Raw genomic sequence first — 18,568 nt, forward strand, 5'->3', positions numbered from 1 at the left:
AGGCATTGCGGGTTAAAAAAAACGTTCGTAAAGGCGTATAACCCATAGAACGATTTCCTGACTGCAAGCCACCTGACAGCCAAGCGGCCATCCATCAGCATTGCATCCACTCAAAACGGGGTAGCCTCATGAGCACAGAAAGCATCCTCTCGCCGCTGTTTCCAGCGGCCGCCGATGTTCCGGAAAAATACCGTTTCGCCCAGCCGATCGAACAGCGCGAATACCTGGTCGATGGCGTCCTTGAAACCTGGAAAGGTCCATTGGCGGTGGTGCGCAGCCCGGTCTACCTGGCAGGCGAGCACGGCGACGAGCAAGTCATCCTCGGCAGCACGCCGCTGCTCGATGCCGACACCGCGCTGACCGCCCTCGACGCGGCCGTCCGCGCCTATGACCGCGGCCAGGGGCACTGGCCGACCCTGCGCGTCGCCGAGCGGATCCAGCATGTCGAAGCGTTCCTGGCGTGCATGCGCGAACAGCGTGAGGCCGTGGTCACCCTGCTGATGTGGGAGATCGGCAAGAACCTCAAGGACTCGGAAAAAGAATTCGACCGCACCTGCGACTACATCGTCGACACCATCAACGCCCTCAAGGAACTCGACCGCCGCTCCAGCCGTTTCGAGCTGGAACAGGACACCCTCGGGCAAATCCGGCGCGTGCCGATGGGCGTGGCCCTGTGCATGGGGCCTTATAACTACCCGCTGAACGAGACCTTCACCACGCTGATTCCGGCCCTGATCATGGGCAACACCGTGGTGTTCAAACCGGCCAAGCTCGGCGTGCTGCTGATTCGTCCGTTACTCGAAGCGTTCCGCGACAGTTTCCCGGCCGGTGTCATCAACGTGATCTACGGCAGTGGCCGGGAAACCGTGAGCGCGCTGATGGCCAGCGGCAAGATCGACATCTTCGCCTTCATCGGCACCAACAAAGCCGCCAGCGACCTGAAGAAGCTCCACCCCAAACCGCACCGCCTGCGCGCCGCGCTGGGACTGGATGCAAAGAACCCCGGCATCGTCCTGCCCGAGGTCGACCTCGACAACGCGGTCAACGAAGCAGTGACCGGCTCACTGTCGTTCAACGGCCAGCGCTGCACAGCGCTGAAAATCCTCTTCGTGCACGAAGACGTGGTCGACGCCTTCATCGAGAAATTCAACCGCAAACTGGCGACCCTCAAACCCGGCATGCCCTGGGAAAGCGGCGTTTCGCTGACCCCGCTGCCAGAGTCGGGCAAGGTCGATTATCTGCACGCGCTGGTGGCCGACGCCGTGAGCAAAGGTGCGAGCATCGTCAACGCCCACGGTGGCGAATCCCGTCATTCGTTCTTCTACCCGGCGGTGCTGTACCCGGTGACCACCGACATGCGCGTGTATCAGGAAGAGCAGTTTGGCCCTGTCGTGCCCATCGTTCCTTACCGTGACCTGGATACAGTGATCGATTACGTACTGGAGTCAGACTTCGGCCAGCAATTGAGTATTTTCGGCACCAGCGCGGCACAAGTCGGGCGACTGGTGGACACCTTCGCCAACCAGGTCGGACGTATCAACATCAACGCCCAATGCCAGCGCGGCCCGGACACGTTCCCGTTCAATGGCCGAAAAAACTCGGCTGAAGGCACGTTGTCGGTTCACGATGCCTTGCGGGTCTTTTCGATTCGCACCCTGGTGGCAACCAAATTCCAGGAGAGCAACAAAGAGCTGATCAGCGACATCATTCGTGGACGGGAGTCGAGTTTCCTGACCACCGACTACATTTTCTGAAAACCCAGGGGCGCCCCGCTACGCCCCTTGCGCCGAATACTGCGTCCGTTGCCGGACCTGTATCGGCGCTATCGCCCGGTCATGCGAAATGCTGCGGTGCAGGTTTGCCCAGGGGTTCCAATTACCCCCAAGCCTTCACTGCACCAACGCTTTACGAAACTTGAAACCCCAGCCTTGCTGCATGCCCGCGGCCGCCAGCAAAATTGCGATGACGCCCACCCACTGCAACAGTTCCAGGCGATGGCCGAAGGCGAACCAGTCGACGAAGATCGCCGCAATCGGGTAGATGAACGACAGCGCGCCGGTGAGTGCCGTCGGCAGTTTCTGAATCGCGCCGTAGAGCAGCACATACATCACGCCGGTATGGACGATGCCCAGAGTCAGCAAGCTGCCCCAGGCCTGAGCGCTTTGCGGTAACGCCGAAAAATTCGCCCAGGGCGCGAGCAGCAGCACGCCGGTGCACACCTGAATCAATGCGATCAGGTGCGGCGGCGTCCCGCTCAGACGCTTGATGATGAGTGCGGCAATGGCATACAGCAGCGCAGCCCCCAATGCCAAACCGATCCCCAGAAAATAAGCCTCGCCTCCCGCGCCTGTGTCCCCGTGGGCACTGACAATCGCGAGCATCCCGAGAAACGACACCGCCAGCCAGAACAGCTTTTGCGCGGTGATTTTTTCACCCAGAAACAACGCCGCCAGCCCGACCAGCATGAACGGTTGCACGTTGTAGACCGCCGTGCCGATGGCGATCGACGCACGCGAGTAAGAGGCAAACAACAGCACCCAGTTGCCAACGATGGCCACCCCGCTGAGCACAGCCAGCGCAAACGTGGTGCGCGTCAGAATGCCGGGACGCAAAAAGCCCAACACTGCGCAAATCACCAATAAGGTGCCTGCGCCAAACACGCAGCGCCAGAACACCACGTCCAGCACCGGCAGGCCGGACACCAGCACGAACCAGCCAATGGTTCCGGAAATCAGCATGGCTGCGGTCATTTCCAGTGAACCGCGGCGAATCGTTTTGTCCATGATCAGGCTCCTCGATGTGAGCCCAAAGTATGCCAATCCGAGGCGAGACTTCTCCAGACCAAAATGCAGGCTAAACTGGCCACTCACCTTTTTTGCCAAGGCAAAACTGACCATCAGCCTAACGAGGCGCGTATGACTGACGACATTGATCAACGGCTGATTAGCGCCCTGATGGAAGACTCCCGGCGCTCGCTCAAAGCCCTGGCGCAGATCAGCGGGCTGTCGTCACCCAGTGTGGCCGAACGCTTGCGACGACTGGAAGAGCGCGGCGTACTCAAGGGCTACACTGTCGACATCGACCCGAGATGTTTCGGCTATCAACTTCAAGCCATCGTGCGTATCCGCCCGTTGCCGGGACAACTGCAAAACGTGGAGAGGCAGATCCAGGCCATTCCCGAATTCACCGAGTGCGACAAGGTTACCGGCGACGACTGTTTCATCGCACGCCTGCACGTACGCTCGATGGAGCAACTGGACACCCTGCTCGACCGCTTGAACACCTGTGCGGAAACCAACACCGCAATCGTCAAGAAAACGCCCGTAAAACGCCGACTGCCCCCGATGGCCTGAACGCCGGGAACGCGTAGACTGACGCTTTTCGACAATGGACTGGCGACATGAAAAGATTGGCGATGTTACTGGGTGGGCTGACGCTGGCCGGCTGTGGCACCGTTGACACGGTGTTCCGGGATGACAGCCTCGCCCGCCAGCAACTCAAGGACCAAAAGAGCTATTGCAACACCGTACCGCGGGTCTACAGCGGCGTGGCTTATGACTTTTGCAGGCTGCATTCGCCGCGTCCGGCCAAGGATGAAAACAGCCAGGAGAACGCTTTGGCCCAAGGCATGGTTATCGACATGGTGCTGTCCGGCGCGCTCGACACCTTGCTGTTGCCCTACACGCTGATTCAACAGCAGGCCGATGGCAGCCTGGTCCTTGCCGATTAGCCCGCAACCTTGCGATGCATGCGCAAGATAAAACCCGCACGAGGCGGGCTATCTGCGTGTGCAGGACTGATGGTGATCAGCAAAGACCGGGCTAGATGGCTGGCTCCGCACCTGACCCGACAAAGCTCTGCAGCAGAATTTGATGGGCAAGTTCGATATCACTCGACGCCCCGGCGGTCCCTTGCTCGCGAACCCAGCCAAGAGCGGACTCCAGATAAGCGCCACGGTACTTCCCTTGGGTTGCGATGAACGCCGCGGCGTCGTCTCTGGCGTAGACCAGCACCTGCTTTCGGTCGTTCGAGGCGTCGCTCGATTCCTCACTCAACTTCGTAGGCGCTAGAGTGGCCATTCCTGTGAGAATAAATGGTCCGACCGTGGTGGCGCTCAACACCAATAGTCCGGGGTCCATGTTGGTGGGGCCGTCGCCAAGACCCTGAGCGTTACAGCACCAAAGAAGTCCTAAAGCACCTGCCGTCTTTTTCGCAACATCCCAGTAATCAGCCATCATCAACACGCATCGGTTCCCAATTGACATCCCTATCGGCTCGGCCGCATTTTCCACCCGGCAGGGCTCTGTTGGCGGGCGATGCTACCACCTAATTGACAGGCGACTGCACACTCCGTGAAACCCAGCACCAAATTTCAGGCAAAAAAAAGCCCAAGCAGCTGATGGACGCTTGGGGCTTAAAAATGCATAAACCGTGGTGGTGAACGCGAGGCAATAATAACCTACTAAATTGCTTTGTAACAAGATATTTTGAACCGCTCGTCAGATTAAGACCCTCCTAAGTCCTTAAATAACCACACTTTTTTCAAGGCCGCCTGCCTCTACACAGGAACAGCACCCCAAAAACCCCAGTAAGAATCGGCGAACAAAAGCACTCGCAAAAGGCGTACAGGACGCTGGACAATGTGCCGCTGGAAAACACCTCACGCCCCTCCTGCTCGTGTTGTACTCGCCGGATGTCTTTTGCTTCAGCGCGCTCTGCCCTCGCCCATGCTGCTGCCGATCCTCGTATCAACTTCCCGGGTCAGCGCCAACAGCGTTGATTGCACGCGCGCAAACACGCCCACCAAAAAGGCTATCTGTTCTGCCCCCTACACACTGGAACTGAACAGCACCCTGGGGTTGGCCTGGAAAACCGCCAAAACCAAAGTCGCCGACGTCAGCACGCTCAAGGCCGAGCGGACGTTTCGACAGTGCCGACTGGAAGATAACCAAGCGCGGACAGGGCCAACTCGGCTTCAACACCAAAGCGGCAGATGCTTGCAGTTCCGCAACCCTGACGGGCGCAGCAACGTTTGAAGGCTCGCAGGTGGTTTACAAGGATGAAAACTGTACGTTGCGCCTCACACCCAGCACGGGGTTGCTTTATGTAGAGCACATCGGCAACGACTGCGACTCCGGCAGTGGTACCTCTTACGGCAGGCCGTATGTGTCTTCCGGGCAGGCACTTACGTTGAGCTATGACCTGCTCGGCCTGGGCCTGCTCCGCACCCGACAAGAAGACGATGCGGCCCGGGCTGCTGGATAAGCAGGAACACAACCAGGCACATGCCGATTTGGCTGAAGGCGCCACGGTATGATCGCCTCTGGCTGATCGTCTTCATCCCAGAGTCTTTGAAGGGTATCGACCTCGCAGACAGCAAAAAGCCCGCCGAAGCGGGCTTTTTACTCAAGGCCTGCGATTAATCATCGCGGCTCATGATGCCAAACAGCTGCAACAAGCTGATGAACAGGTTGTAGATCGATACATACAGGCTGATGGTGGCCATGATGTAGTTGCGCTCGCCGCCATGGATGATGGCGCTGGTCTGGAACAGAATGCAGACCGAAGAGAACAGCACGAAGCCCGCGCTGATCGCCAACTGCAAGCCGCTGATCTGGAAGAAAATGCCCGCCAGGGTCGCACCCAGCAGAACAAAAAAGCCAGCGGTGATGAAGCCACCCAGGAAACTCATATCCTTGCGGGTAATCAGCACATAGGCAGACAGGCCGCCGAACACCAGTGCCGTCATGGCAAAAGCCGAGCTGACAACTTCAGCGCCGCCTTGCATGCCCAGGTAACGATTGAGAATCGGACCGAGCAGGAACCCCATGAAACCGGTCAGGGCAAAAGCCGACACCAGGCCCCAGGCCGAGTCACGGAGCTTGTTGGTCAAAAAGAAAAGGCCATAGAAGCCGATCAGCACGACGAAAATGTTCGGGTAACCGACACGCATCTGCTGAGCGACGAACGCCATCACGCCGCTGAATGCGAGGGTGAGTGCGAGTAAGCCGTAAGTGTTGCGCAGGACGCGGCTAACCTCTAGCTGCTCAGCCTGCACGCTGTTATTAACTGCGTAATCCTGTTCGCGCATGGCGACACTCCTGTTGGTTTGTAACGTTCAGTCGCAAAGATCATAACAGACGCTCTGTAACAAGCTACGTAGAGAGTTTGACAGTGTGTTTCATTCAGGTATTATGGCGCCCGCAACGCAGTACGGAGGTGTGGCCGAGTGGTTTAAGGCAACGGTCTTGAAAACCGTCGACTGTAACAGGTCCATGAGTTCGAATCCCATCGCCTCCGCCATTTTTTGTACTTCAAAGCCCTGATTATTCAGGGCTTTGTCGTTTCTGGGGGTTGGCCGGGAATCGTCTCCGCCTAATGTGTTCCAGAACTATTATGGAAGTGTTCCAGAACTAGCGCTGTTTTTACCCCTCCCCGGCGTCCTGCCGACCAACCCCCCTCTACCGCTTCAACATTTCATACTGCTACGCTGCCCTCTCCACGGAGGACTCGCGATGCCAAATTCAGACCTGCTCCCATCCCTTCTGTTCAAGCTCAACGAAAACCAGCTCGCCCTCGAGGCCGCCATCCTGGAGCTTTCAAACTGGATCGAACAGCGCGGATCGCGCCGACGTCGCTGACAACGTTCGTGGTGCCCTGGATACGATTGATCGCAACGAGGAGTTCATCAAGATGACGCTAAGCGGTGCTGATGACGCCGGAGTGACGTCTAACTGGCAGTTATCGTCCCGAAGCTACCGGTCAGCATCGGCAGAAATCGGCCAAGAGCAGTCGGTGGGCAGACTCATGTAATTAGATAGCGTCAACCTGCTGAACCGAATCTTCTAGGCTTTCCATACAAAATGTGGGGTGAAGTAGGAAGCCATCACGGATGGCTTACCATGCCCGTTCGCGAAGAAAGGGACTCTCTCGTCTATCAGTTTTACTAAGCCGCAAGTTTTGTACGTCGATGCAATCAACAACCCTTTTTGGTTCCATTGCTCCCCAAACCCCGATTCCCCTGCTGCGTTCCGGGCAGGACTGACGCCCGGTTCTAACCGCGCAATGGCCGGCAGGCTTCTTCCAGGGTGGCGCGCAACGCCTGGCACAGGCGATCCGGCTCGCCGCTCTGGCGAAAGTCGCTGACCTGGCGTTGCAGTTCGGCTAAGCAAGGGCCCTCGGCGGTCCTTGCCAGGCTCACGCGAGGATCGGGCTGGACGTAGCGCGGATCGCCTGGCGCCAGGTAGAGCCCGTTGAGGTTCTGGTAGTCGGCGTCGATCCAGGCGTACAGGTGATGCTCGAAACCCTCGGCAAACCGATAGCGGCCGAAGTCCATGACCTGCAGTTGCAGCGGCGCGACGCTGGCCGTTCCGGCCAATTGTACATTGACCCCATCGATCAGCAGCGGCGCGCCCTGGTTGTCCGCCAGCAGGCGCTCCAGCGTCTCGGCCACCTGGTCGCTGACTCGCAGCGCTTCGCCGTCGCGTCGTACCTGTAGTTCCCCGGCCTCCCGGCAAACCTGAAAACGCACCGCGCCACAACTGCTGGCCGTCAGGCCATAACGCCGCAGCAACAGTTCGGGCCTGCATCAAGGCCGCAGCCAGTTCGACACCTTGCCAGTAGCGTTGCCACTGGCAGCGCGGGCGGGTGCAGGGCCGGCGCAACAGCAGCACCGCTGGTTCCGCCGGGCGCCCGTCATGCCACAAAGCGTCGAAGCCCAGATCGATCAGGGCATAGGCCGGCAATGGCGTGATCGCGCCGCCGGCGTGGGCCATGGCGGCGAATACCAGATGCTCCATCAGCACTTCGTGCACCGCTTCGGCCAGGGTCAGCAAGCCGTTGGAGTTAGGCAGCACCGGGGCTTCGTCCGGCGGCACGCCGATGCCCTTGATGTCGAACAGCACCTGTTCGCTGGCCGGCGAGCACAGCACCGCGGCCCGGCCATAACGAGGTGGGCGCCAGGCCGTTACCCGCCGGTTGTCGAGGGCAATTGGCGTGTTGATGCCATGTGTCGCTGCCTGGCTGGTAGAGATATAGGCGGCGTTGCGCAGCAGCCAGCGGTCGATGGCGGCCTGCTCCGAAACGCCCGGGATGGTTTCCCAGGGCCCGTCGAAGTCGGCGCGGATCGCTGGGTAGTTGGCGAGCAGCACCCGGGCATTGGCCACTCCGAGAACTTGTTCTTCGGCCAGGTCCTGGCCACTGCCGGCGTAGTCGGCCAGCTGTTGCACCCTCGGGCCAACGGCGAAGGGCAGGTCCAGGTCGTGCTGTTGTTGATCAAGAGAAGCGGGACTATTCATCGATAGCCTCCGGCCCAGGCGGCGAGGCGTCTGAGGTGGTCGAGGGCGGCGAGCGGGTCCAGCAGGATCCAGTTGCGACGCAGCTCTAGGCTGGGTTCCGGCCCCTGGGCCACCTCGCCATAGCTGCGGAGCATGGGCAGTTCCCGCAGCGCACCGGAGGCCGGGGCGCAGACGCCCAGGGCTTCGGCATGAGGGCTGTAGCGCAGGCGTTCGAACAGTTGCAGCTCTCGGGTGCGGATCGGGATGAATTGCCAGTTCGGCGCCACCGATCCTTCAGGGGCCCAGGGCTCTAGGCCGTAATCCTGCAAACGGGCCAGCAGCCCAGGCATCTGCGGCCTGAGCCTCTGGCTGCGTGCCTGGGCCGTGGCAACGGCTGGCATCAGCGCCGGCAGGGCGTGGATCGACAAGGCTGGGCTCGACGCCGGAGATGAGCGGGAACGCTGGCCCGGCGACCAGACGTCGATATCTCCATCCACCGGGATATCGCTGAACAGCGCGCCACCGCCGCCGATGTCCAGGGCTTTGCCGTGGCCCAGGGAGGTGACGACCCGCGAGGCGCCGGGGCGGCTGAGATCCCAGGCGCCGGCGCTGTCTTCGATGATCGGCAGGCGCTCGCCCAGCAGCCGGCGCAGGGCCGGGATATCGCAGGGCAAACCGTATTGGTGGACCGCGATCACCGCGTCTAGGCTATTCACATGAGGCGCCAGGGCTTGGCTGCTGAGCAGCAATTCGGCGGCGTTTTCAATAATCACCGGTACCGCGCCGGCATTAAGGACGGCCGCTACCACCTGATGACAGGTGGCGGCCGGAACCGCGACCCGCCAGGTGGCGGTGACGCCCAGTTGGCGCAGCGCCAGTTCCAGCGCCGCGGTACCGGAACCGAGCAAGGCGCCGTGGCTACGCCCATAGAACTGCGCGAGCCAGGACGAGCACGGCAGCCGATCGGCCTCCCGTGCCCGCCACTGGCCATCGACAGGACCCGGGACTACTTGCACTTATCCATCGCGCAAGCGGTCAGGGCTTCGACTTTGCACTTATCCATCGCACAAGCGGTCAGGGCTTCGACCTTGCACTTGTCCATCGCACAAGCGGTCAGGGCTTCGACCTTACACTTGTCCATCGCACAAGCGGTCAGGGCTTCGACCTTGCACTTGTCCATCGCACAAGCGGTCAGGGCTTCGACCTTGCACTTGTCCATCGCACAAGCGGTCAGAGCCTCGGCCCGGGGACCGCCGATGCGCCAGCTGGTGAACTTGCTTTCCGGCAGCGCGCCGCGCTTGACCACATCCAGGTGCAGGGTGCGGGCATTGTGGTCGTTGCATTCAAGGAGGATCTCGTCCTCGGCGACCGCGAAGTGATCGTGCAGCAGGCAGAGTCCGAAGCGATCCTGGTTGCCATAGCGCTCCAGTAGCTCATGCAGGTCATTGATGAATTGCGCATCAGACGCCCCCAGTGGCATGGCTTCGTCAAAGGAGGGATTGGTGTGTCCGTTCATTTGGTGTACTCCAATATGTTTGATTTAAACCGGCCATCTTCATCAACAGTGCGGGTAGGTTTTTGCCTCATGCACCTCCTTGTTCCGGTGGAGCTTTGCTTGCGGATATCCAAAGGGGCTCGATGCTCAGCAGCGGTGGCTGGTTGTCCGGGGCCACCGCGCCCAGCGCCAGTTGCCCTGGACCGAGAGGATCTCGCTTTCGAACTGGGTCAAGTTGAGGCTGGGGGTGCTGCTCATGCCCGCGTAAGGCACCAGCGGAAAGCCGGTCATGCCAGCGTTGCCCATGGACACCGGGGCATTGACCCGGGCTTCGCTGCTGTCCACCACCAGCACGAACACCACCGGGCCGACCTGGCGGCTGACGTTCATCCCGGGCAGCACACCAGTCCCGGCACACAAAATTCGGTGACGGCTGAAGGGGCAGAGGAAGAGGGCGAAAGGTCCACGCAACCCGCGGGCGGCGGGGTGGATTCGCTAGTAGTGGAAAAGGCCTGGTTGTGCCAGCCCGACGCAGCGCTTGGCACGCGGCTGCCGGTGGTCATCAGCCACACTGCAGTCGCCAGGGGCGCGCCGAGGGTTGCCCAGAGAATCCGGGTGTAAAGCATCCGCTGCCTAGCCACGTGTGGGGATCCTTTTCGTGTGTTGGGCATGATTCAGAGAACTGAATCGAGTGAGAGTCTAGGTCTGCTTCTTCGCCTGTCAAGGCCGGCGATGAACCGGATAGCGGGCGTTTTTTCCTCCCTTGCAAGGCCGCGAAAACACCTCGCGCATCGCCGCAAGCCACGTGATTAAGGGCTTTTGCCGGGCAAGATCGGCGGTGCGCTCTCAGGGTTGTGGGTGTAGTGGCCTAATGAAACCTGGGCGGACACCCATTTACAGCTTCGTGCTCAGATCGAGCTGTAGCGTACGATTTTTTCCGAATTCTGTTGGCTCCCCAGGTAAGGGCGAAGGTCGAGCACACGTTCCGGGTGATCAAGCGCCAGTTCGGTTATGTGAAGACGCGCTTCCGTGGCTTGGCCAAGAACACGGCACAGCTGGTGATGCTGTTTGCGCTGTCGAATCTGTGGATGGCCCGCCGACATTTACTCCGCAATGCAGGAGAGGTGCGCGTGTAATGTGGGGAATAGCCGCCGCAAGGTGCTCGCAGCGGCTAAAAAGACAGGAGTGAGTGAATGATCTGAGCGTTTTGGATCGACTCGCCACTTTCAAAATCGGTGGTGGCCGAAGACAGCCAGAAACACATGGCTACTTCAGACCATCCCTAGGCTCTGTACGAAAAATAATGTCGCAAACACCGCATGGCACAAGCCAGTGAGACCATCGCTGCATAACTTTTCGCGAGTTTGTCGAAGCGCGTAACGATGCGGCGGTTTTCCTTCAGCCACCCGAACATGCGCTCAATGATGTTGCGCTGCCGGTACTTGGGGCGATCAAACAGTCTTGGCAAGCCCGGCTTCGGCTTGCGCTTCATGCTGCGCAGCGGGATTACCGGCTGCATCCGATAACGATCGCAGTAGCGGCGCAGGGCTTCGGCGTCATAGCCCTTGTCGGCCAGCAACCAGCGGCAGCGCTTGCGGGGACGACCGCGCAGGCCCTGGAATGTAAGCCTCATCCAGCAACGGTTGGGCATAAGCGATATCACTTGCTTGCCCACCTGATAATAGAAAGCGCAGCGGCACGCCATTGGCATCACACAGCATGTGAATCTTGGTCGTCAGGCCGCCCCGACTGCGCCCGAGTGCATGGTCTTGCGGTTCTTCAGGCCCCCTTTTTTCCCGGCGCCTGATGAGGCTCGGGTTGCACGAACAGCAGTGGAGTCGATCATCCAGGTTTCCAGATCGATCAAGCCTTGCTCGTTCAATCGGATGTGAAGTCGCTTGAGCATCTGGTCGAAAGACCCGCGATTACGCCAGTCGCGAAAGCGTTGATACACCGTTGACCACGGGCCGAAGCGCTCGGGCATGTCACGCCAGGCGGCTCCTGAGCAGAACACCCATAGCACGCCGTTGAGCATCAGCCGATCATCTGCCCGTGGGCGTCCGTTTCGGCGGGGTTCACTGAAGATGTCTGCAACCAGATCCCAGGCTGCGTCGGGGAGTTCGTACCGTTTGGCCATCGTGGGCTCCTGCCTTTGATGGACGCGGACTCTACTGATTCCTGACGTTTGTGGGAGTCAAATGAGTTTCGGCGGATTTCGTACAGAGCCTAGTAAGCTCACGCACTGCGCCTGAGACTCTCTGATCGCCACCTCCCCGCTGACTTTCTCTCAGTTTGGCGGATTCCAAGCACCGTTCTGCCAGCACTGCATCGGCCACCAGTGGCGGGACAAGGAGCCCGCCTAGAGATGGCTTAGCGATCCCTCCACTGAACAGTGGATCGATGCTGAGAATTCAATTGGCGGGTTTGTCAGTGTGTGGTCGACTTTCCCAGTACAGCGGCATTCACGACTTCGTTGCAGCGCAAGCGAGGGTGGAACATGCACCTGTAGATTACGAGTAAATCGACCAGGGACTTCGTTAGAACTGCCCTAGCCGCTCTCTCAAGAACTCGATGAATCGCTGGGTCTTGGCCGGTAGAAGCCTTGTTTCGGTTATGGCATACACCGGAACCGAGGAGGCTTGCCACTGGGGCAGTACTCTGCGCAATCGGTTGTTGGCCAAGTCGTCCGCCACGATTTCCTCTTCCATGATAATAACGCCAAGATCAAGTGTGGCTAAGCGCCGCAGCATTCCCACGCTGTTGATCAAGAAACGGCTACCGACCTTGATCTCTAATGCTTCCTGCGTGTTATGCAGCGTCCAGATATCCGACTTCGATGAGCGAAGACGCAGGCACTCATGTTGTGTCAGGTCGTTGGGATGGCTCGGCTCACCAGCAATTTCAAGGTATCGCGGTGAGGCGTAGGCATAACGCGAAAGACGAGCGATCGGGCGAGCGATCAGGTTAGAGACTGCAGGCTCGCCCATGCGAATGACGACATCAACCGGTTCGCTTACCAAGTCGACCTGCCGTGGCGTCAGGTCCAATTCGAAACTGATACCAGGATAGAGACGGGCAAATTCAGCAATCAAGGGAGCCAAGTAAATATTGGCAAAATCCACAGGCAATGAAACACGCAAGACGCCACTCGGTTGCGCGAGCATTTCGCTCAGTTGCTCGTGGGCTAAACGGGCCTCTTCGACAATTCGCTTGCAGCGGTCGAAATACAATTGCCCCGCTTCTGTCAGCTCAATTTTGCGCGTGGTGCGGTTCAGCAATCGCAACCCTATTGCCCTCTCCAGCGTGCTTATACGACGCGAAAGCGTGGAGTTCGGCATCCTCATTGCTTCAGCCGCTCGGCGGAAACTCCGAGCTTTGACTACCTCGACGAACAGCGCCATATCGTTCAGCAGCTCCACGCGAATTGCTCCAAAAATGGATTAATGATTTCAATTTTACCGTCTTTATCCATGCGTAGGACTAATGGATTATGTGCTCACATCGTTTCTATTGAAGGAGTCCAACATGATTTCTCTTTTTTCTCCCGTTCAAGTAGGTCGCAATACTCTGTCCAATAAACTGGTCATGGCGCCTATGACCCGCTCTCGGGCTGACGCCTTCGGTGCCCCTGGTAATTTGGCTACCGAGTACTACTCGCAGCGCGCCAGCGTGGGTCTGATCGTTACTGAAGGGGCTCAGCCGTCGGACGAAGGTCAAGGCTATCTGAACACGCCAGGCATCTACACCGACGCACATGTTGCCGGGTGGAAGAAGGTCATCTCATCCGTCCATGCAGCCGATGGCCACATTTTTATCCAACTGATGCATGCCGGGCGCATGTCCCATCCCGATAACACGCTTCATCAGCGCCAAGGGGTGGCACCGTCTGCCATTCAACCGGCAACTTCCATGTTCACCAGCAAAGGAATGCAGCCTATTCCTGTGCCGCGCACCATGACTGTGGGGGACATTCGCCAGACTATTGAGGACTTTCGCTTTGCCGCGCGACAGGCCATCGCGGCTGGCGCTGACGGTGTTGAAGTCCATGGTGCGAACGCCTACTTGATCCAGCAATTTTTCGCTCCCAGTGCGAACACTCGCACCGATGAATACGGGGGCTCAATAGAGAATCGCGCACGCTTCGCTCTTGAAGTTGTTGCTGCTATCACCGAGGAAATCGGGGCTGACAGGACAGCCATCCGCCTTTCGCCCGGCACAACCATTTGGGGGATTGACGAAGGCATCGAAGGACCAGATCTGTATCGCTATCTGGTCGCAGAACTCGACAAAATGAATCTCGCTTATCTGCATGTTATGCATCAGGGGCACGAGCAGTTGCTGGTCGATATTCGAAGTCTCTGGAAACGAACATTGATCCTGAATCGCCCAGGACGTTCGCGTGAGGACATCGGTCTGGATGTGGCTTCGGGACTGGCCGACCTGGAATCCTATGGACAGATGGTCCTGGCGAATCCGGACTTTGTTGATCGCTTGAAGGATAATGCCCCCTTGAATGACGCAGACCATCACACGTACTACGGCGGTGGCTTGCAGGGTTACACGGATTACCCGGCCTTGATTGAGTCCGAGGGGGTTTGAAAGAACGGTCTGCTACCCGTCCAGAGGGATTGCAACTGGCCAATTGTGTTGAAAAAGTCGGCTCCGATTCCCACGTCAAAAAAGTATGTGCCTTAAATTGAAATCCACGCTCTGCGCAGCGCGCTCTGAACGCAGATTTGACATAGCGGCATGCCCAAAAGACGTTTTCACGCATTCAACGCGTAGCACACCAAGCTGGGTCGATTTTTCAACAGAATCGGTCGAAAGAATACCTTCGCCAAGCTGCATGGAAGCGTCGTTCAAGAGATGACACCTCCACGTGTACCCTTCCCAGAAATAACAAAGCCCAGCACTAGGGTCTGTACGAAAAGTCGCCGAGTGGCGATCAGGCAAGGCAAAAACAGGCGAGGAAGCGGAGTTCACGGGTTGTAAATGAGCATTCCGAGCCTGTTTTTAACGCAGCATGATCGACACGCAGGCAGTTTTCGTACAGAGCCTAGCAGACTGTGTGAAAACGCAGTCTGGGGTGGGCTGGGCGTTTTTACACAACGAAAACCCTACTTGTCCTGGCTCCAGATGATGGCCTGGGCCACTACAACAAACTCGCCGTTGAATGTTGCAGCTGGCGAGCCATACAGCTGGTAACCCAGCTCAAGCGCTTCAGATACTCGATGACAGAACGAAGCGTCGTCTTTGCCTGTCAGCAGCCGGTAGATTGGCAAGCCTTCGGGAGGAGATTTCTGCATTGACGCACCTATTCCAATAGTAGAGAAAAGATTATCTGAAACGATCTACATCCGTTCCACGTCGCCCTTGTAGGCTGACGCGACTGTAGCATCACCGCCCGCCTGTACGAATCCCCAGTAACGCCCCATCACCCTCGAATAGTAGCCTCCTGCCCCCACGCAAAGGATTTCCCCAGTCCTTTGCCTGCAGCCCAAGGACTGGGGTGCGCGAGTAGAGATTCCGCAGTAACTGGGTTGACCAGGCTTTATGCCTGGTCAACCTTAAAGATCACATGCGTACCCAAACCCTACAGCTCGTCGCCTCACCCTCGCCCGACCACTTCGCCTCGTTTGCTGAACATCCAAACAGTGCACATCAAAGGCGCCCACTCATGGATGCCCTGGACATCGAAGACACCTCCGACTGGCTCGGCTCACCCACCGAGCTGGAAACCTGCGCCCACTACGCGCACATGCTTGAAAATGAGATTCAGGAGCTAACCGTGCAACTACGCACGGCCATAGAAAACATCTTTGGGCTGGTGAAAATGCACGTGGACGTTTCCAAGGGACGCGAACACTTTATGGGCAGCCTCCGGGAGACGTCCGGGCAACTGGCACTTCTCAAGCGGAAAATGAGCGACCTTGTGTCACGACACCTTTTGAGATAGCTGAAAAGGTGACGTGCATTTTCACTGAGGAACGTATGAAGGACGTCAGGCGAGATCCAGGTGACCTGCCTTCTCATTCAGTCGATAGCGCATTGCAGGAATGGATGCACAAGCCTGCCCCCTAAGGAGTGACTGGTTCAGCCATCTCTGCTCAATGCGTTTTTTTCGATCTCGACGTCCCGGCATTACTCAGCCCTTTCAAGTTGTGATCTCCCGGAGTGGAGGTCGAAATAGCAGTGGCTTTAGTCACGCCACGCGTATCTTTGGAGTGTGCAATTCCCGAAGTCATAGCGCCGTGGCCACGGTCTTCATTACGATCACGGCCGTACTGGTTGCCGCTTGCACCATGATCGCGAACTGCCCTGCCGGCGTGATCGCTGCTGAGTCCATTCCCTCGGCCGTTGCTGCCGGGGCCATCGGAGTGGCCTGAACCGCTGTGATCACCACCTGTACCACCGCCATGACCACCATTTCCTCCACCATTTCCTCCGCCGTGGCCGCCACCACCACCACCACCACCACCACCACCTTCCTTCGCATAGGCAGAGTTCATGATGGATAGATCAGCAGGGAGTAACGGGGCGGCTGCAAGCATCATGGCGCATGACATTACAGCAACGAGACTCTTGTTTTTTAAAAGCATGATTGCTTCCGTAAGGGTTGATATCGCGTGCCTTATGACGCGTCAAACACCTGACAGTTCAAGTCCCGCGACGGGCGGAAGGTAGTGTCCATTGATCAAAAAGGCACACTGCCAAGTGAGACGCCAACGAGTACCGTTGGAACGTTGTCCCCGTGACGTTTGTCACCCAATCCTCAATCGAAAGCACCGTTGAGGACTTCATAGACAAGCCCGGTTGCCAGCGCAACCAATATCAGGTCAGTGCCCACTTGCTGCCATTCGTACCCGTCATAGTGAGGCAACCTGCCGACCAGCCGACTATCCAGCTTTTTCGCGATCCCCGGTGGAAGAGGCTTCCCTCGCGCCAGGTTCTTTTGAATACCGGGTGGCAAGGCAGGTCCAGGGCTCCAGTAGTCTCGATACCCCCCAACTATGCCAAGAATGCTTGCGCGATTGATGCTTGGTCCATTATCCCAATCGCCGCCCCCTGAATTTTTTCCTTTGCTTGCCTGACTGCCTTGGCTGCCATGACCTTGGCTATTTTGCTGATTTCCCTTGCCGTGCCCTTGTCCCTTCCCGTTACCAGGATCGGCCAATGCAGAAGCTGAGCCGCAAATCAGCGCAAGACTGGTAATAGCTGCAATCAACGAGCGATATCTGAACATATCCGTACTCTCAGAAAGGGATGATCCCCTGGAATGTAGACGCTGTAGACGACTTTAGTTCCATAACCCGCCCCCCGCTGCCGCATCAGAAAGGTATCCCGAGTACACGCAGTTCCTGGCCTGTGAGTACGAGTTCGCTGCGGTCGACGTATTCCTTCCACTACGCACACATGGGCTAACAGCCCGCTGGTTAATATCTGGAAACATCCGTTCAATTGCCAAACCATGAAGCGTCTGTTTGCATCATCCACATTCATCAGTAGATCGGTCTGGGAGACAATCGATGAGAACGATGGTTGTGGGTGCCAGCAAAGGATTGGGCAGGGCTTTGATCGAAGGGCTTGGAGAAGATGGCGACACCCTGATTGGCGTGTCTCGCACCCGCCCCGAACGCTTGATGCCCAAGGCTGGTGTTCAGGTGCGATGGATCGAGGCCGACCTCGGTGAGCCCTCAAAAGCCGTGCGGGTCATAGAGCAAGGCATCGCAGAGGGTGGACTGGATACGCTGATCTATAACCTGGGCATCTGGGAGGAGCATGCCTTTAGTCCGGCATTCGACTTCCTGACGGGTCATGACGAGCAGGTGGAGGCCATCGTCAGCTGCAACATCACCTCGACGATCCTGCTGATCAAGCGGCTGTTGCCGACGCTGCTGAAAAGCCCCAACCCTCGGATCATTCTGACCGGATCGACTTCAGGCCTGCCGCAGAGTGGGCGCCCAGAGGTCGCATTTGGTGCCTCCAAGTTCGCCCTGCACGGCATCGCCGACGCCCTGCGCGAAGGGTACAGGCAGCAGCGGCTGGGGGTGACCTGCCTGAGCCTGGGCTATCTCAATACCGATGACGGCCTGAACACATCGCGAGCGATTGCCGAGCAGCGAGGCGAAGGCCAACTGATCCCGCTGCACGATGTGGTACAGGTCGTACGCATGGCCTTGAGTCTGTCTTCGGCCAGCTATGTCAAGGAGCTCACCTTGCCGGCGATACTTGATGAGCGCTTCTGACCGCTAGGTCGAAACGGAGGGCGAAGCGGGATGTTTTCTACGGATTACCAATGCCAGGAGCCCACCCGCCAGAGAGCCAGGCATGACCGAGACAGCAGAAGCTATATGCACCCAACTGACGCTGGCACCCGCGATGATTGTGGTGGGGACCGCCCAGAGCAACAGTACAAGCCCTCCCACATAGGCTGAGGCGCGCAGGGGTTGGCGAGGGTAAAGCCGGCCGCTGACTAATCCGCCAACGCATGTTGATGCTAGCCAGCCCATTACGGTGAGCATCTTGACCCACGATAATGCGACCAATTGGTCATGCTGCTCTCGCCACCCTGGCACGCCAGGCGCAACGAAATCGGGAGGAAGAAAACGCCCGATGACAAATCCGAAAATCACTAGCGTAACGAGTACGGATAACAAACCAACAAGAACTGATTTAAGCATTCCAGGTAAAGCTCCATGGGTACAACACAAAGTAAATCTTCCGGTGTGGGGGGCTGAGACAGTCTTTCTTGATTGAGTCATTCATCAGCCACATTGGCTGGAGCTGACCGGTAAGC

At 58.2% G+C, this 18,568-nt stretch carries 22 protein-coding genes, 1 tRNA gene and 2 pseudogenes; 11 read left to right on the forward strand and 14 right to left on the reverse strand.

Translation table 11 applies throughout. The features are described 5' to 3' along the window. Window positions 1-128: 128 nt before the first annotated feature. The gene (locus AABM54_RS15930; protein WP_347900954.1) at window positions 129-1,754 is read left to right on the forward strand and encodes an NADP-dependent glyceraldehyde-3-phosphate dehydrogenase; all 1,626 of its coding nucleotides are present in this window, start codon (window positions 129-131) and stop codon (window positions 1,752-1,754) included. Window positions 1,755-1,889: 135 nt separating this feature from the next. Here the strand turns inward: AABM54_RS15930 and AABM54_RS15935 are convergent, their stop codons facing one another. Next, window positions 1,890-2,783, reverse strand: a complete 894-nt coding sequence (locus AABM54_RS15935) for a DMT family transporter (protein WP_347900955.1) — start codon at window positions 2,781-2,783, stop codon at window positions 1,890-1,892. A 132-nt stretch (window positions 2,784-2,915) separates the two neighbouring features. On the opposite strand from AABM54_RS15935, the gene AABM54_RS15940 reads away from it, so the two are divergent. Beyond that, the gene (locus AABM54_RS15940) at window positions 2,916-3,353 is read left to right on the forward strand and encodes an Lrp/AsnC family transcriptional regulator (RefSeq protein ID WP_347900957.1); all 438 of its coding nucleotides are present in this window, start codon (window positions 2,916-2,918) and stop codon (window positions 3,351-3,353) included. 47 nt (window positions 3,354-3,400) lie between these two features. Next, window positions 3,401-3,730 (forward strand): YceK/YidQ family lipoprotein, encoded by a 330-nt coding sequence (locus AABM54_RS15945; protein ID WP_347900958.1) that lies wholly within the window; start codon window positions 3,401-3,403, stop codon window positions 3,728-3,730. A 91-nt stretch (window positions 3,731-3,821) separates the two neighbouring features. Here AABM54_RS15945 and AABM54_RS15950 read toward each other — a convergent pair whose 3' ends face one another. Then, the gene (locus AABM54_RS15950; RefSeq protein WP_347900959.1) at window positions 3,822-4,238 is read right to left on the reverse strand and encodes a DUF2388 domain-containing protein; all 417 of its coding nucleotides are present in this window, start codon (window positions 4,236-4,238) and stop codon (window positions 3,822-3,824) included. Window positions 4,239-5,285: 1,047 nt separating this feature from the next. Here AABM54_RS15950 and AABM54_RS15955 point away from each other — a divergent pair. Then, a complete protein-coding gene (locus tag AABM54_RS15955) occupies window positions 5,286-5,423 on the forward strand; it encodes a hypothetical protein (protein WP_347900960.1) in 138 nt (45 codons plus the stop codon). On the opposite strand, the gene AABM54_RS15960 is transcribed toward AABM54_RS15955, so the two are convergent. Beyond that, the gene (locus tag AABM54_RS15960) at window positions 5,420-6,091 is read right to left on the reverse strand and encodes a Bax inhibitor-1/YccA family protein (protein ID WP_347900961.1); all 672 of its coding nucleotides are present in this window, start codon (window positions 6,089-6,091) and stop codon (window positions 5,420-5,422) included. The two genes, AABM54_RS15955 and AABM54_RS15960, sit on opposite strands and share 4 nt — an antisense overlap. Before the next feature lie 124 nt (window positions 6,092-6,215). Here AABM54_RS15960 and AABM54_RS15965 point away from each other — a divergent pair. Together AABM54_RS15965 and AABM54_RS15970 are read left to right on the forward strand one after the other, a co-directional pair. Further along, window positions 6,216-6,303: transfer RNA gene (locus tag AABM54_RS15965), tRNA-Ser, on the forward strand. Between the two features lie 212 nt (window positions 6,304-6,515). Then, window positions 6,516-6,727: pseudogene (locus AABM54_RS15970) on the forward strand (hypothetical protein). Between the two features lie 327 nt (window positions 6,728-7,054). On the opposite strand, the gene AABM54_RS15975 reads toward AABM54_RS15970, so the two are convergent. Continuing rightward, window positions 7,055-7,573: a hypothetical protein gene (locus tag AABM54_RS15975; RefSeq protein WP_347900962.1), complete on the reverse strand. Its 519-nt coding sequence runs from the start codon at window positions 7,571-7,573 to the stop codon at window positions 7,055-7,057. A gap of 124 nt (window positions 7,574-7,697) precedes the next feature. On the opposite strand from AABM54_RS15975, the gene AABM54_RS15980 reads away from it, so the two are divergent. Then, window positions 7,698-8,303 (forward strand): hypothetical protein, encoded by a 606-nt coding sequence (locus AABM54_RS15980; RefSeq protein ID WP_347900963.1) that lies wholly within the window; start codon window positions 7,698-7,700, stop codon window positions 8,301-8,303. On the opposite strand, the gene AABM54_RS15985 is transcribed toward AABM54_RS15980, so the two are convergent. The 3 genes from AABM54_RS15985 to AABM54_RS15995 form a co-directional block, all read right to left on the reverse strand. After that, on the reverse strand, window positions 8,294-9,292 hold the full coding sequence (locus AABM54_RS15985) for a DegT/DnrJ/EryC1/StrS family aminotransferase (protein WP_347900964.1): 999 nt from the start codon (window positions 9,290-9,292) through the stop codon (window positions 8,294-8,296). The two genes, AABM54_RS15980 and AABM54_RS15985, sit on opposite strands and share 10 nt — an antisense overlap. Beyond that, window positions 9,283-9,792, reverse strand: coding sequence for a hypothetical protein (locus AABM54_RS15990; RefSeq protein ID WP_347900965.1), 510 nt, complete (start codon window positions 9,790-9,792; stop codon window positions 9,283-9,285). Before AABM54_RS15990 ends, AABM54_RS15985 begins: the two co-directional genes overlap by 10 nt. Window positions 9,793-9,918: 126 nt before the next feature. After that, window positions 9,919-10,161, reverse strand: coding sequence for a hypothetical protein (locus tag AABM54_RS15995; protein ID WP_347900967.1), 243 nt, complete (start codon window positions 10,159-10,161; stop codon window positions 9,919-9,921). Window positions 10,162-10,727: 566 nt separating this feature from the next. On the opposite strand from AABM54_RS15995, the pseudogene AABM54_RS16000 reads away from it, so the two are divergent. After that, window positions 10,728-10,907 (forward strand): annotated as a pseudogene (locus AABM54_RS16000) (transposase); the annotation flags it as partial. Window positions 10,908-11,053: 146 nt separating this feature from the next. On the opposite strand, the gene AABM54_RS16005 reads toward AABM54_RS16000, so the two are convergent. The 3 genes from AABM54_RS16005 to AABM54_RS16015 form a co-directional block, all read right to left on the reverse strand. After that, window positions 11,054-11,422, reverse strand: coding sequence for a transposase (locus tag AABM54_RS16005; protein WP_347900764.1), 369 nt, complete (start codon window positions 11,420-11,422; stop codon window positions 11,054-11,056). 84 nt (window positions 11,423-11,506) lie between these two features. After that, entirely contained in the window at window positions 11,507-11,908 is a 402-nt protein-coding gene (locus AABM54_RS16010) for an IS5 family transposase (RefSeq protein WP_347900968.1), read from the reverse strand. 400 nt (window positions 11,909-12,308) lie between these two features. Beyond that, the gene (locus tag AABM54_RS16015) at window positions 12,309-13,190 is read right to left on the reverse strand and encodes a LysR family transcriptional regulator (protein WP_347900970.1); all 882 of its coding nucleotides are present in this window, start codon (window positions 13,188-13,190) and stop codon (window positions 12,309-12,311) included. A gap of 106 nt (window positions 13,191-13,296) precedes the next feature. Between AABM54_RS16015 and AABM54_RS16020 the strand changes: the two genes are divergently transcribed. Then, a complete protein-coding gene (locus AABM54_RS16020) occupies window positions 13,297-14,370 on the forward strand; it encodes an alkene reductase (protein WP_347900972.1) in 1,074 nt (357 codons plus the stop codon). Between the two features lie 75 nt (window positions 14,371-14,445). Here AABM54_RS16020 and AABM54_RS16025 read toward each other — a convergent pair whose 3' ends face one another. Together AABM54_RS16025 and AABM54_RS16030 are read right to left on the reverse strand one after the other, a co-directional pair. Further along, window positions 14,446-14,634, reverse strand: coding sequence for a hypothetical protein (locus tag AABM54_RS16025; protein WP_347900973.1), 189 nt, complete (start codon window positions 14,632-14,634; stop codon window positions 14,446-14,448). 254 nt (window positions 14,635-14,888) lie between these two features. Next, on the reverse strand, window positions 14,889-15,077 hold the full coding sequence (locus AABM54_RS16030; protein WP_347900974.1) for a DUF1737 domain-containing protein: 189 nt from the start codon (window positions 15,075-15,077) through the stop codon (window positions 14,889-14,891). Between the two features lie 371 nt (window positions 15,078-15,448). On the opposite strand from AABM54_RS16030, the gene AABM54_RS16035 reads away from it, so the two are divergent. After that, on the forward strand, window positions 15,449-15,727 hold the full coding sequence (locus AABM54_RS16035) for a hypothetical protein (protein WP_347900976.1): 279 nt from the start codon (window positions 15,449-15,451) through the stop codon (window positions 15,725-15,727). Between the two features lie 151 nt (window positions 15,728-15,878). Here AABM54_RS16035 and AABM54_RS16040 read toward each other — a convergent pair whose 3' ends face one another. Beyond that, window positions 15,879-16,370 (reverse strand): hypothetical protein, encoded by a 492-nt coding sequence (locus AABM54_RS16040; protein WP_347900978.1) that lies wholly within the window; start codon window positions 16,368-16,370, stop codon window positions 15,879-15,881. Window positions 16,371-16,543: 173 nt separating this feature from the next. Next, complete coding sequence (locus tag AABM54_RS16045; protein WP_347900980.1) at window positions 16,544-17,014, reverse strand: anti-virulence regulator CigR family protein; 471 nt, start codon at window positions 17,012-17,014, stop codon at window positions 16,544-16,546. Between the two features lie 283 nt (window positions 17,015-17,297). Here AABM54_RS16045 and AABM54_RS16050 point away from each other — a divergent pair, with 283 nt between their 5' ends. After that, window positions 17,298-18,017 (forward strand): SDR family oxidoreductase, encoded by a 720-nt coding sequence (locus AABM54_RS16050; protein WP_347900982.1) that lies wholly within the window; start codon window positions 17,298-17,300, stop codon window positions 18,015-18,017. Window positions 18,018-18,568: the final 551 nt, after the last annotated feature.

It is taken from the genome of Pseudomonas purpurea (assembly GCF_039908635.1).
In the GTDB taxonomy this organism is placed as follows: Bacteria; Pseudomonadota; Gammaproteobacteria; order Pseudomonadales; family Pseudomonadaceae; genus Aquipseudomonas; species Aquipseudomonas purpurea.

Bases quoted from the DNA above. Each gene is read 5' to 3' on its own strand.
- AABM54_RS15930 (WP_347900954.1), top strand. From the start codon at position 129: ATGAGCACAGAAAGCATCCTCTCGCCGCTGTTTCCAGCGGCCGCCGAT.
- AABM54_RS15935 (WP_347900955.1), bottom strand. From the start codon at position 2,783: ATGGACAAAACGATTCGCCGCGGTTCACTGGAAATGACCGCAGCCATG.
- AABM54_RS15940 (WP_347900957.1), top strand. From the start codon at position 2,916: ATGACTGACGACATTGATCAACGGCTGATTAGCGCCCTGATGGAAGAC.
- AABM54_RS15945 (WP_347900958.1), top strand. From the start codon at position 3,401: ATGAAAAGATTGGCGATGTTACTGGGTGGGCTGACGCTGGCCGGCTGT.
- AABM54_RS15950 (WP_347900959.1), bottom strand. From the start codon at position 4,238: ATGATGGCTGATTACTGGGATGTTGCGAAAAAGACGGCAGGTGCTTTA.
- AABM54_RS15955 (WP_347900960.1), top strand. From the start codon at position 5,286: ATGCCGATTTGGCTGAAGGCGCCACGGTATGATCGCCTCTGGCTGATC.
- AABM54_RS15960 (WP_347900961.1), bottom strand. From the start codon at position 6,091: ATGCGCGAACAGGATTACGCAGTTAATAACAGCGTGCAGGCTGAGCAG.
- AABM54_RS15980 (WP_347900963.1), top strand. From the start codon at position 7,698: ATGCCACAAAGCGTCGAAGCCCAGATCGATCAGGGCATAGGCCGGCAA.
- AABM54_RS15990 (WP_347900965.1), bottom strand. From the start codon at position 9,792: ATGAACGGACACACCAATCCCTCCTTTGACGAAGCCATGCCACTGGGG.
- AABM54_RS15995 (WP_347900967.1), bottom strand. From the start codon at position 10,161: ATGAACGTCAGCCGCCAGGTCGGCCCGGTGGTGTTCGTGCTGGTGGTG.
- AABM54_RS16005 (WP_347900764.1), bottom strand. From the start codon at position 11,422: ATGCCCAACCGTTGCTGGATGAGGCTTACATTCCAGGGCCTGCGCGGT.
- AABM54_RS16010 (WP_347900968.1), bottom strand. From the start codon at position 11,908: ATGGCCAAACGGTACGAACTCCCCGACGCAGCCTGGGATCTGGTTGCA.
- AABM54_RS16020 (WP_347900972.1), top strand. From the start codon at position 13,297: ATGATTTCTCTTTTTTCTCCCGTTCAAGTAGGTCGCAATACTCTGTCC.
- AABM54_RS16030 (WP_347900974.1), bottom strand. From the start codon at position 15,077: ATGCAGAAATCTCCTCCCGAAGGCTTGCCAATCTACCGGCTGCTGACA.
- AABM54_RS16035 (WP_347900976.1), top strand. From the start codon at position 15,449: ATGGATGCCCTGGACATCGAAGACACCTCCGACTGGCTCGGCTCACCC.
- AABM54_RS16040 (WP_347900978.1), bottom strand. From the start codon at position 16,370: ATGCTTTTAAAAAACAAGAGTCTCGTTGCTGTAATGTCATGCGCCATG.
- AABM54_RS16045 (WP_347900980.1), bottom strand. From the start codon at position 17,014: ATGTTCAGATATCGCTCGTTGATTGCAGCTATTACCAGTCTTGCGCTG.
- AABM54_RS16050 (WP_347900982.1), top strand. From the start codon at position 17,298: ATGAGAACGATGGTTGTGGGTGCCAGCAAAGGATTGGGCAGGGCTTTG.